We start from the raw sequence: 12263 nt of genomic DNA on the forward strand, positions 1-12263 counted from the left end.
GGGTCAGACCCATCGCATCATCGATTGTTCATCGTTCGCAAACTGCTGGTGGTTGTACTGCAGAGATTTTATGGATTCATGCGCTCGCGAAGCGCTCGCTCTTGGCAAGCAACGCCCACGCTATGCGTGCTAGTTTGTTCGCCAGTGCCGCCGCTGCGACATTCACCCCACGTCTGCTCGCGAGCTGACAGACCCAGCGCGACAGCGCATCGGTTCGCTTGCTCGCAAATCGCATGATCGACCGCGCTCCTTGGACCAGCAGCCAGCGGATGTACCGATCTCCCCGTTTGCTGATACCGAGCAACTTTTGCTTGCCTCCGCTGCTGTGCTCGTGAGGCGTGAGCCCGAAACTGGCGGCCATATGTCTTGCACTGCGATATCGTTTCGCATCCCCCACCGCGGCGATCAAGGCCGTGGCCGTCACCGGACCGATGCCGGGGATTTCCTGCAGCCTGGCGCAACGCTCATCTTCTTTCGCCAATCGTCTCACGCGCCCATCAACGGCGTCGATCCGCTCTTCCAGCGCCGTCAACTCAGTGCACAAATCAAGCAATAGGTGCCGCGCCAAAGCGGGCAACGCGTCGCTTTCATCCGCGAGAAGTTTTCGTGCTCCCTCTTTGAAGGCCGAAACGTGAATTGGGAAGACGATTCCGAATTCGCCCAGTAACCCGCGTGCCTGATTGATCAAGGCGGTGCGCTCTTGCATAAGCCGTTGTCGAATTCGGTGCAACATCTGGACAGCCTGTTGTTCCTCGGTGTTGACAGCGACTGTTGGCATGTCCGGCTGACGAGCCGCCTCGCAAATGGCTGCGGCGTCACGGGCATCTGTTTTGGAACGCCGGACGAATGGTTTCACATATTGCGCAGGAATGAGCTTGATTCGGTGCCCGAAGCCAGCCAGTCGGCGCGCCCAATAGTGCGAACCAGCGCAAGCCTCTATCGCGATCAGGCAAGGCGACAGGTTTGCGAAATACTCAAGCACCTGAGAACGTTTGAGGCGCTTCGTCAGTACCGCTGCGCCGACTGCGTTCACTCCGTGAACCTGAATGACATTCTTCGCAATATCGAGCCCGATCAGTTCTGCGCTCATGTTGGACCTCCCCATTGGAAAATCGTAATTATCCCCACCCCGAGGGGTGGGGAGTCCATTGCATTACTTCACAGCAGTTCCCTCGCGAAGTATGCCGCCGCTTTTTTTGTGATCTCCAGCTCCATCGTCAGCCGCTTGTTCTCTGCACGCAAACGCGACAATTCCATCTGCTCCGGCGTGATGACCTTGGTCCCCGGACCGTTCAGCGTTCCCGCGTCATGCGCTTTCACCCAATTACGCAGCGTCTGATGTGAAATCCCCAATTCTCGCGCTACGTCACGAATGTTTTGCCCGTCTTTCACCCGCTTTACCGCCAGCGTCCTGAACTCCGTCGTGTATTCCTGCTTCGGTATCTTCAACATCGCTTTCCTTCCTTTTAGTCGAGTTTACACACGACCTCATGGAAGACGAAATTCCGGGGGAACCTCAAAGCTCATTTGCCCAAGCATAGCTGACGCGCTGCGGCAGACTTGCCGGCGACAACCTAGTACTGCAATGATTCGCGTTTGCGGAATGCGCCCGCCGTTGGCAGGGCACCGGTGGAGACGTAGGCATCAGAAAACGGGCCTACATCACCAAACGCATGTCCTATGCGAGCAGTTCCCGCGCCGCATTGCCATCAAGGCGGCGGTTAATTCGCTGCCTGCGATGCGGGTGCGCCGGCGAGGTTCAGGGGGAGCGCCGCGTTGTAGTAAGGCACCGTGATTGCGTCCTCGTCACTGTCGGAGTCGCCTTGAAATTGGAAGTGTTTCGGCTGAATTTGCGTCGTGCCCGCGCTCACAACCAACGTGTGCATGTTGCTGCCATCTTTCGAGCAAGCGATGGTGAGGTCGCCCGCCGAACGAAGCACCTTGACCGTACCCGGCGCAGTCGTCGACCAGTCGCCCTTGTCATTCGTCAGCGCGCACTTCGCGCTGATGGGCTGGCCACTTGCATCGGTGACCTGGAGTGTCAGTTCTTCGCGGCGTCGGTCTTCGCCACCACCACCTACATTAGCGTCGGAGATTACATGCGCCATCCCGCTTGCCGCCCCCTCTGTCAGGATTGTTGGAACCTGGCGTGCTGTTAGAGTTTGAACCCTGACTGGGGGCAAAGAGAAGATTTCGATGAAGTATTCCGAAGAGCGCAAGGAAGCGATCCTGAAGAAGCTGTTGGCGCCGCACAATTGCACCGTCTCTGAATTGTCGCGAGAAGAAGGCATTTCCGAAGCGACGATATACAACTGGCGCAAAGCGGCGCGCGGGCGTGGTCGTTTGCTGCCTGCCAATGCCGCCGACAGCGAAAGCTGGAGCTCGCGCGACAAGTTCAATGCTGTGTTGGAAAGCGCGGCGTTATCTGAGATCGAATTGGCAGAGTACTGCCGTCGTCGTGGCTTATATCCGGAGCAATTGCGGCGTTGGCGCGCGAGCTGCGAGCTGGCCAACGAGCGCAGTGAACAAGGCAGTCGCCAGGACAGTGAGGCGCTTAAAGTCGAGCGCCGCCGCAGCAAGGACTTGGAGCGCGAACTTCGGCGCAAGAACGCGGCCTTAGCAGAAACGGCAGCTTTGCTGACACTTAGAAAAAAAGCGCAGGCGATCTGGGGAGACGAGGACGAATGACCAATGCTCAAGATCGCCAGCATGCGGTGGAATTGGTCAATACGGCACGGCGCGACGGCGCGCGCCTGGCGAAAGCCTGCGCCGAGATGCGCATTGGGCTTAATACCTATCGCCGTTGGTCGGCTGGAGGCGAAGACGCACGAGCGCACGCGGTTCACGCCACGCCCTCGCACGCGCTAAGCCAGGCCGAACGTGCAGTGGTGTTGCAGACGTGCTTGCGCCCGGACTTTGCGAGCCTGCCGCCATCGCAGATCGTGGTGCGCTTGCTCGATGAAGAGGCGCGGTATTTGGCGTCAGAGTCGACATTTTATCGTGTGCTGCGTGAGGCTAATGCGCAGCATCGCCGTGGACGCGCAGCGGCACCCCGCCATGTGGGGCCACCCCGTAGGCACCGTGCAGACGGGCCGAATCAGCTCTGGAGCTGGGACGTGACCTATCTCGCCAAGTGCGTGCGCGGACAGTTCTATTACCTGTATTTGATCCTTGATATTTATAGCCGCAAGATCGTGGGCGCAGAAGTATTCGAGGCAGAAAATATGGTCAATAGCGGCACGGTCGTTCAGCGAGCGGTACTACGGGAGCAGTGTCTGCATCAGCCACTGGTACTGCACGCTGACAACGGAAGTGCGATGAAAGGCTCGACGTTGCAAATCACGTTGGAAAAACTGGGCATTACGCCGTCGCACAGTCGCCCTCGCGTATCAAATGACAATGCCTTCTCCGAGGCCTTATTCCGGACGTGCAAGTATCGACCGGATTTCCCGCCTGAGGGCTTTGAAAGCCTACAAGACGCACGTCTGTGGGTGCATCAATTCGCTAATTGGTACAACCACGAGCATCGTCATAGCGCGATCCGGTTCGTCGCACCAGCGCATCGGCACGCAGGGCAGGATAAAGCGATCTTGGAGAAGCGTCGGCAGCTGTATCAAGTCGCTCGACAAAATAACCCGGCTCGATGGTCCGGGAAACTGCGCAACTGGGAACCGATTGGTTGTGTCTGGCTCAACCCGAAACCAGACGACGAAACGCGACAGCTCCGTGATGTCTTAGAGGCTGCATAACGCGCGTTCCAACTATCTTGACAGTCACCGCCCTCAGCTTCAGTACGAGCGTCAAGCTAACGCATCACAGTTATTTTCCAATCGTGAATGGCCGTCAAGGTACCCCATTTGTAAATCTGTGCTGTGGCATTACTTTTTTTTGCTCCGCGTTAGCCGGAATTGGAATCGCCTGGACGTTAGGGAAATGTCTCCTTGGATTGGATGAGGCTACTAAGGCACGTAGAGAAAAGCTCCTGTCGAACATGCGATCAATCCCGCAGTGGAAGATGGCTTTACCGTTTTCGATTGTTGGTGCGTTTTGCTTTGTCGTTATTCAACAGATGGTAAGTCATTCGGCTGTTATTTCGAATGACGACCCCTTGCTAATTGTAATATCTATATATTTTTGGTCAGCAACTTTTTACCTGTTCCCATTGTCAATTGCGGTAGACCTGATTGTATTAATTAATTTAGTTTTAGTAAGCAATAAAAAGATTAGTTAGATGACGACGTCGCAGCGGAAAGTATTAAATACTTTGATTAAACTAAGAGATAACAATTAAATCGAGCTTTATCTTAAAAGAATATATAAATATTGACGTTCATACAAACCAGTCATTCTGTTGTTGCTGAACTAAGGTATCCGGCGTTCTCATGCGCTCCGTACAGATGACCGGTATCTGGAAAAAGGAGTGGCCGTATAGGGTCGTGAACTGCCCTTAGATCATCGCGTCGAAGCCGCCTACAGCACACTTGTTATCGGCGTCACATCGCGCTCGCATTTTCCCGCCATGTATCGCTGAAAGTCGCAAATCTAGCCGAGCTGTTTTCGGTTTCCCGCCCAACCATGTACCGAACTCTCGCTCATCAGCTAGAAGGGACATAGCGCGGCCTCGATAGGTCATTGCCCTCCGAACTCTACGTCAGGCGAGTTCGCCGGGCTTAACTGACTTCCCTGTTCCATTGCTCCCCAGACCCCTTTTACGGGAGCGGTACACGCCGTATCCGGACGTAGAAGTGTGGCTGCGTGAACGTGGTGGACGGCGACAATCAGCAAGTCCGGGCGTGTTGCCTCAGGAAAGAATGTTACCCGAAGGGTTATTGTCGTTTTAGTTTGTTTTATCTTCTTCCTTGTTTGCCGGGCGCGTAGCGCCCGGCCCCCGCCGACTTTCAGGGTTTCCGCAGATCAGGCTTCAGTGTGCGTGGCAGCATGCTTACGCAAGCTGCCCAGAACCATTTCTTTCACTCGTTCGACGCGCCATGCTTTAACTCGGCGCTGCAACGTTCTTAACTGCGCCTTTTTTGCATAGGCGTCCGGAATCATTCTTGCCAACCGATCCATCAACTCGTTGGCCGACACCCCGGGCTCGGCGACCAGCCAACCTTCAATAACCGACCATGCGTCGGCGAACGGATCCACACGACTTCTCCACCAATGCTTTGCTTTGGGTTGCTTTCGATGGGTCGGACGAGCTTCGCCTTCCTTCCATGCCGAGGACAGACTGGCGAGGAAGACCGTAACATCTGATTCGCCCGTTGGCGCTTCTTCAGCGCGCGCACCATAGGCCGTGAACTCGCTCAATATCTGCTGGGCCGTTCGCATTTCCTGCAACAACCTAACGGGATCGAGGCTCTTGAACTGCGTCTTGAGCCTTTCTTTAATGGCCGGTGCAACGCTCTCGTGTTCCAGAAGCCGATCACACGGCGTCGCCGGCGTGAAGTAAAGCTTGTGTACTCGTGCGCCCTCACGCGTCTTGGATTTCAACTTGAACGACGGCTGGAAGAAGTTAATGTACAGACGCGATGACGCGTACAGCTGCGCCAGCGCATTTGTCGCGTCCGCGCCGCTCAGTCGGCCATAGCCAACCAGCCGCCGTACCACGGAGGCGTTCTTCTGTTCCACCCAGGCCTGATCGTTCTTCTTGTAGGCCCGCGAACGTGTCTGCTCGAGTCCATGTCCTTTGCAGTAATCGAACACGCTCTGGTTCATGAACGCGGTGTCGTTATCCGAATCCACTCCAAGCATTGGAAACGGCAGATCGGCGGCCACCTGGTCGAACGCTTCTATAACGAGCATCTGGTTGCGCCTACGCATCGACACACATTCCGTCCATCCGCTGGCGATATCGGTCAACGTCAACGTGTGGACGAACTCGCCATCAGTCTTCGAGCCACCACAGTGTTCGACCATGTCGATCTCGAAGAAGCCAGGTGGCGGATCGCGCCAGTCGGCGAACGTCCGCACCGGGATGCTTCGCCGGATGGCCGAACCCACACCCTTGCGACGTTTGCGCTGCCCGTCGATCTGCAAACGCGCATTGCTCAGCATGCGATCGATGGTCGCCGCGCTGATCTGAAGGAGTTTGGCTTTGATGACCGGATCTAGGTCGAGATGGCCGTGCCGTTCCATGGCATCAACCAGCTTCGGGATCAATGCCTTCAGGCGCTTACCGCATACCCGGTCACCTGCTTCCCACAACACCGTCAGCGCTAGGCGTACCGCCTCATCGTAAAGACGGCTCCGTTCGCGAACCGTCTTCATCCCACAGGGCTCTTGCCGCAACAGCCGGATGACGTGTTTGCGGTGATAACCGGTTAGTGCAACGAATTTGTCGAGAATCCTGATCCGCTCACTGAACGTGGCGCTGCGATACCGCAATTGCAATGCTGCAACCAATTCCTTGCGTGTCGTCATGCTGATTTGCCTCGTCACCTCGAGCCGCTCCCGCCGGACAATCCGACGGGTAGCAAACTACGTGAGGCAACGGGTCAGCGCGAGTTGCAATTCTGATGAGTCAATGCGCCATGTCGTTCCATGGCATCAACCAACATTGGAATCAGCGCCTTTAAACGCTTGCCGCAAATCCTATCGGCCGCTTCCCACAACACGATCAATGCTTGGCGCACTGCCTCGTCATAGAGACGATTCCGTGCGGGCGTCCCCTGCGTAATGGATGCCTTCTCACGCAGCAGCCGGATGGCGTGCTTGCGGTGGTACCCAGTCAAAGCTACAAACTCGTCGAGAATCTTGATCCGGTCGCCCAACGCCGCGCTGCTATACCGCAATTGCAATGCTGCAACCAACTCCTTGCGTGTCGTCATGCTGATTTGCCTCGTCACCTCGCGCTGCTCCTGCCGGACAATCCGACCGGTAGCAAACTACATGAGGCAACAGGTCAGCGGAAGTTGCAGTTTTGGTGAGTCAATGCGCCGGTCGACGGGGGTAATTGTCGCTGTCAATTGGCTATAGTTGTCGCTCCGTTGTGGTCGTCTGTGGCAACTGGTTGCGCGTTTTTTAGGGTGATCGAATTTGTCTGCGATCCTTGCTGGGCCTGACAGTTCGTCTGTTGTGGGCCGGATCAGTTAAAGTCCAGATTTGTGGACGTCTGAATGAGTGGAAAGCAACGCTGGCAAGCGATTCCGGTGAAACTGAGCGTGGCGCAGTTTGAGCAATTTGTCCTGCCGCACCTGAGCCGTGGACGGCGCGGACCGCCGCCACAGTTGAGCCTGCACAAGATCTTCAACTACATTCTGCAGGTGCTTTATATGGGATGCCAGTGGAAGACGCTGCCGATCGACAAGGATTGCGAGGGGCGTCCCGAAATCCATCACACCCGCGTCTACCGCGCGATGCGCCGCTGGCAGGCCGATGGTTGCATGGATGCCATCTTTGAGAGCTCGGTGAGCCGGCTTCATGATGATCAGCTGCTCGATCTGAGGGTCATTCACGGCGATGGCACGACAACGGCCGCGAAAAAAGGGGGCGACAATCTCGGCTACAGCGGTCACAAGCACCTGAAAGGCGACAAGGTCGTCGCCTTCTGTGATCGCAACTGCAACATCATCGCGCCATTCATATCCGCGCCTGGCAACCGCAACGAATCGCCCTTGCTGCGTGACGCGCTACCCCGACTCAGGCAGATCGCGCGTGCCATCGGGATGGATTTGCAAGGCACGACAGTCAGCCTGGATGGCGTCTACGATTGCCGGGCTAACCGCAAGGCGATCTTCAACCGGAACATGATTCCCAATATTCCCGAAAACCCGCGCGCTCGCAAGGCAACAAAACGCGGTCGCAAGCAGCGCTTTGATCCGGCCATCTTCGAGGAGCGCTTCAGGACCATTGAGCGCGTTTTCGCCTGGGAAGACAAGTTCCGCCGGCTTCTACTGCGCTTCGAACGTCTCAGTGCAGTCCACTACGCGTTCAAGACACTCGCCTATAGATGATCAACCTGCGGCATTACTGCTGAGTCTCATCGCGTACCCCGAGGTTTTCCGGCGCCGCAGCGCGTCGCGTACTGTCACGTGATTTATATCTGCATTCCTGATTATAAGTACATTCGTGATGGTTTCATTACCACTCTTTTTCACAACGATCCTTTTAGCTCCACGTGCCCGAGCACGCGGCTCGATGTCTACCGCTTGCTCAGTACTGAAACGCGCAACCAGTTGATAGAGAAGACGCGGTATTCACTGGCACCGGCGGTTAGATCGATTTTGCCCATCACGTCACGGGCGACAACTGACGTATAGTCGATGAGGAATCTAGGCGGGAAGGGGCCACCCTTGCACATTCAAGTTGACCGGCCCCATATGCGGCTGCAACAACCTGGCTGGTGTCGGGATCTAGTTTCGGAGCGATCTAATAAAGGGCGGCCCAGCGCCGCCCGACTGGGTAAAGGAAAAACACATGGCTTCCTTCAAACCTGCCCGGTGGTCCCATCGAATTGCCATCATCATAGTATGTACCGGGCTTTTTGGAGTCGGAGGATGGGGCCTCATGGTGCGGGAACTCAAGCTACAAGTGGCGGAGTTACTAGGTCCCAACGGGTCCGCCGAGCACATCGAGGTGGGTTTTTTCACGGTGACCCTGATGCGCATCGAATTACGTGCTCCACGAGAGTGGCCCACGAAGGATTTGTTTCGGGCCGAACACGCGGTATTCAAGCTTGATTGGCGAACGCTTTTTACGCCCCGCGTTCACGCTCAGTATGTTTTCGTAGATCGTTACTATCTGTCAGTTGTACGGGCGCGTAACGGTGGCCTTCGCGTATTGCCGCGCTTCACTCCCGAAGAACGTGAAGCGGATGGGCAGTCCCGGGCAGCGGCCACGCGCGCGAACGCCGACAAGCTGATCGACCTTATTGTTTTCCGCGACGGCACCGTTGAGCTTGTCGATGAGGCCATTCGGAAGCCACCCTATCGCATCCTAATCACAAACGCCGATGGTGAGGCGCATCATGTGCGCCTTCCCGAACTTTCCGATCCGACAACCATCGCACTGACCGGTTCTTTGCACGGCCCTTCTCACGAGGGAACGGTGTCGAGCAAGGGCTCGATAACTTTTTCGAACAGCGACTCACGGTTGCAAACGCACCTTCGCAACGTCGATATCACCTTGTTCGACCCTTATCTGGTCAAGGAAGGCGGCAGCACGGCGAAGGCGCGCAGCGGCACGATCGATCTCGCATTGGACACGACCGTTCAGAACGGACGTATCCATGCTCCTGGCTCCGTCGTTCTCAAGAATCTACAACTGGCACAAAGCGAAAACGCGGGCGACACCATCGCGTCCGTGCCAGCGAAATCAGCCGTCGCGGCGCTTAAAGACCCTTCAGGAACCATCAAGCTCAAGTTTGAACTGGATGGCAACCTTCGAGACCCTCATTTTTCTCTGACACAGAGCGTGGGCGCAGAGATCATGAAAGGCTTTCCCAGCGCGGTGGCCTCAGGAGCAAGCGGAATCGCGAAAGGGGCCACGCAGGCCGTGGAAGGCATCGGGCGCAAATTGGGGAGCTTGTTCTCGAAATAGCTTCCTACGCCGATCGGGTCGGACCGGCTGAGCATGACAACGCCGACTTCGAACTTTAAGGGGCGTTTGTTTTTGCCGGGACGACACGCCATATCGCGTTACCGACATCGTCGGCAACGAGCAAGGCGCCGCCACGATCGACAGCGACGCCGACGGGGCGACCCTTGGCGTTGCCTTCGGAATCCAAAAAGCCAGTCAGAAAATCTTCGGGGGGACCAGAGGGTTTGCCGTTGGTGAACGGCACAAAGACGACCTTATAACCGGTGCGCGGCTTGCGGTTCCACGACCCATGCTGACCAACAAACGCGCCGTCGCGATAATGGCGAGGGAAGAGCGTCGAGTCATAGAAAGTTAAACCGAGCGACGCCGTATGGTTTCCCAGTGCATAGTCTGGAACGATCGCCTTCGCCACCAAATCTGGGCGTTGTGGTTTCACACGCGTATCGATGTGCGATCCATAGTAACTGTAAGGCCACCCGTAAAATGCCCCGTCACGCACTGCGGTCATGTAGTCGGGCACTAGGTCGTTGCCGAGATCATCTCGTTCGTTGACTGCGGCCCATAGCTCACCGGTTTGGGGTTGCCATGACATACCGTTCGCATTGCGTAGGCCGGTCGCGAAGACGCGCGCTTTACCTGCTTTGATATCAAAATCGAGGATTCGAGCGCGATCTGTCTCGACCTCGATGCCATTTTCTGCTGCATTGCTGTTTGACCCGACCGTGATGAAGAGGTGGGTGCCGTCCGCACTAGCAATGATATTCTTCGTCCAATGATGGTCGATCGGTCCCGCAGGCAGGTCTGCGACTTTCACGCCAGGCGACGTGATCACCGTCTCGCCCGGTACATATGTGAAGCGAAGCAGCGCGTCAGTATCCGCTACGTACAGATCGTTCCCGACCAAAGCCATACCAAAGGGCGAATTCAATCCATCGATCAGAATCGTTCTGGTCTGGGCAGCGGCGCCCGCGCTCGCTGCGCGCAGCAGAATTATCTTATTTGGACTTGGCACACCGGCGCCTGCGCGCTTCATGACGAGCTTTCTCACCCATGACACAAGTCGCGTAATTGGGCCTCCTGTTTGGTCATGTATAGCCGGCGCATCCGCTTCCGCGACGAGAACGTCTCCGTTTGGAAGGACGTATATCCAGCGAGGATGATCCAGATCACGGGCAAATGCGTTGACCGCAAAACCGCTGACTGCTTTGGGGCGATCGTCCGGTTCAAAACCCCGTGCAGGCGCAATGTTGACAGTCGTTACGAGCGACTTTGTCGGTTCTGGCAAGGCAGGCGCGGCGCCGTAACCGGCTACCTCCGGTACTGTTGATGTCGCACCGCAAGCAGCCAGACATGCGAGCGCTGCTAACGTTAGTGCTGACCTTGGCTTCCAAATGTTCATAGATCCACGTCCGTTTGTTGGCATTGCAAGAGGCGACCGGAAAAATCAATAAATACCGAGTACGAGTTATTGTATTGATCAGTCACGCCGCTGACAGCGTGCTGGTCGCACCGACCGCAGTGATGTCGAACGCTTCAGAAAAAACACTGTTCCTACCCGACAACTTCCGGTGCGTTCGTTCCATCGAACGTGTCGGCAGTTTGCGGTGCGCCCGGTACCCGTTCGAGCAGCACCGAAAAAGGCCAGGTAGCACAGCGGAGGCGAGTATGGAAAAACGCTCGCGGCTAATGTCAGTCCTTAGACCGTTCCCCCGAGACCGATCGTCAACCATGACGGTAGCCAAAGAAAGTGACAATCAGGATACAGCTTTTAACCACATGCTCGATGCAAGTCTTACGGTGGATGTTCAATCTAATCGACTCGCGGACTCGACGGGGACCGGGGCTTTAAATCGAACGGCGCAACACCGTGGGGTCGCAACAAAAAACAAAACTAAGTTGGACTTGCTGCAACGCATTTCTGAGTGGCAGCAATCAACGATCCTTAGCCATTCCTTACAAAATCTCCTATGGCGTTCGTAACTGAAAAAGATTAGCAATCAGCACCCAAGGAATCGTGCGGTCACTTCGCGATGGCGACTGACTGAGGCGGCCACGAGAACCGGCACCGCATCAACGAGTTGGTCTCTTTGGCGCATACGGCGCTATGTTCAGCGCATGGGCTTTGGTGAGACGCGCTAGAGCAGAGTTGCAAACGGCCTCGCGCCAGCCACCACAGGGCGTCCAAGGCCTAATCCGCGATCGGGGCACATCCGTGACCGGGAACTCACTGCCGGTGCATGACAAGCAATTGATTGCCGCAATGACGGACAGAATGGTCAAGGCAGATAAACAACTACGTCAATTCCTCGCTGGAGTAGGCGTGTCGCCACTGGTTCGCCAAAATCGGATTACCGGGCCGGTCTCCCTCTCCGTAACTGTTGAGGTGCGTTAATTCTGCTAGTGACTGTCATCGGTTACCGTAAAGTGGACCCGTTCGTCAAGACAGCTTTTGATTGGATTTAAGCTGTACTCAGATCCACGCTTGCAGCGGAACAGCGCTGCCCTGTTTTTTCTTTTCCAGAGCCAAACTTGTCGACGATGAGAGCGCCGCCACCATGCCCGCTCGCGTACACGATGTTAGGTGTTTGGTAGTCCAGTGACTGGTGCGGTCGTTCGCTATTGTAAAAATCGAAGTAACGCGTCATGCCGAGCGTGAGCTCGCCCATCGTTTCATATCCGTTCAAATACACGTCCTCGTGCTTGACGTTGCGCCACAGTCGCTC

General features: G+C 56.1%; 8 protein-coding genes and 2 pseudogenes. 3 read left to right on the forward strand and 7 right to left on the reverse strand.

Annotated features, from left to right (window positions below; genetic code table 11):
• Positions 1-76: 76 nt before the first annotated feature.
• The 3 genes and pseudogenes from BSU04_RS25310 to BSU04_RS25320 form a co-directional block, all read right to left on the reverse strand.
• Positions 77-1090: an IS110 family transposase gene (locus tag BSU04_RS25310; protein ID WP_089163159.1), complete on the reverse strand. Its 1014-nt coding sequence runs from the start codon at positions 1088-1090 to the stop codon at positions 77-79.
• 66 nt (positions 1091-1156) lie between these two features.
• A pseudogene (locus tag BSU04_RS25315) lies at positions 1157-1452 on the reverse strand (transposase); the annotation flags it as partial.
• 269 nt (positions 1453-1721) lie between these two features.
• Positions 1722-2108: a hypothetical protein gene (locus BSU04_RS25320; protein ID WP_089163160.1), complete on the reverse strand. Its 387-nt coding sequence runs from the start codon at positions 2106-2108 to the stop codon at positions 1722-1724.
• An 88-nt stretch (positions 2109-2196) separates the two neighbouring features.
• Here BSU04_RS25320 and BSU04_RS25325 point away from each other — a divergent pair.
• Positions 2197-3749, forward strand: a pseudogene (locus tag BSU04_RS25325) (IS3 family transposase).
• A gap of 1165 nt (positions 3750-4914) precedes the next feature.
• On the opposite strand, the gene BSU04_RS25330 reads toward BSU04_RS25325, so the two are convergent.
• Both BSU04_RS25330 and BSU04_RS25335 read right to left on the reverse strand, forming a co-directional pair.
• Entirely contained in the window at positions 4915-6423 is a 1509-nt protein-coding gene (locus BSU04_RS25330; RefSeq protein ID WP_089163161.1) for an integrase catalytic domain-containing protein, read from the reverse strand.
• A 74-nt stretch (positions 6424-6497) separates the two neighbouring features.
• Positions 6498-6830, reverse strand: coding sequence for a hypothetical protein (locus BSU04_RS25335; RefSeq protein ID WP_256983286.1), 333 nt, complete (start codon positions 6828-6830; stop codon positions 6498-6500).
• A gap of 321 nt (positions 6831-7151) precedes the next feature.
• Between BSU04_RS25335 and BSU04_RS25340 the strand changes: the two genes are divergently transcribed.
• Positions 7152-7955: an IS5 family transposase gene (locus tag BSU04_RS25340; RefSeq protein ID WP_256983287.1), complete on the forward strand. Its 804-nt coding sequence runs from the start codon at positions 7152-7154 to the stop codon at positions 7953-7955.
• A 553-nt stretch (positions 7956-8508) separates the two neighbouring features.
• Positions 8509-9540, forward strand: coding sequence for a DUF748 domain-containing protein (locus tag BSU04_RS25345; RefSeq protein WP_179258435.1), 1032 nt, complete (start codon positions 8509-8511; stop codon positions 9538-9540).
• A 55-nt stretch (positions 9541-9595) separates the two neighbouring features.
• On the opposite strand, the gene BSU04_RS25350 is transcribed toward BSU04_RS25345, so the two are convergent.
• Together BSU04_RS25350 and BSU04_RS25360 are read right to left on the reverse strand one after the other, a co-directional pair.
• A complete protein-coding gene (locus tag BSU04_RS25350) occupies positions 9596-10939 on the reverse strand; it encodes a PQQ-dependent sugar dehydrogenase (RefSeq protein WP_089163164.1) in 1344 nt (447 codons plus the stop codon).
• Positions 10940-11999: 1060 nt separating this feature from the next.
• On the reverse strand, positions 12000-12263 hold a 264-nt coding region (locus BSU04_RS25360; protein ID WP_256982552.1), incomplete at its 5' end, for an integrase core domain-containing protein.

Source organism: Caballeronia sordidicola (assembly GCF_002220365.1).
Lineage (GTDB): Bacteria > Pseudomonadota > Gammaproteobacteria > Burkholderiales > Burkholderiaceae > Caballeronia > Caballeronia sordidicola_C.

Bases quoted from the DNA above. Each gene is read 5' to 3' on its own strand.
- BSU04_RS25310 (WP_089163159.1), bottom strand. From the start codon at position 1,090: ATGAGCGCAGAACTGATCGGGCTCGATATTGCGAAGAATGTCATTCAG.
- BSU04_RS25320 (WP_089163160.1), bottom strand. From the start codon at position 2,108: ATGGCGCATGTAATCTCCGACGCTAATGTAGGTGGTGGTGGCGAAGAC.
- BSU04_RS25330 (WP_089163161.1), bottom strand. From the start codon at position 6,423: ATGACGACACGCAAGGAATTGGTTGCAGCATTGCAATTGCGGTATCGC.
- BSU04_RS25335 (WP_256983286.1), bottom strand. From the start codon at position 6,830: ATGACGACACGCAAGGAGTTGGTTGCAGCATTGCAATTGCGGTATAGC.
- BSU04_RS25345 (WP_179258435.1), top strand. From the start codon at position 8,509: ATGGTGCGGGAACTCAAGCTACAAGTGGCGGAGTTACTAGGTCCCAAC.
- BSU04_RS25350 (WP_089163164.1), bottom strand. From the start codon at position 10,939: ATGAACATTTGGAAGCCAAGGTCAGCACTAACGTTAGCAGCGCTCGCA.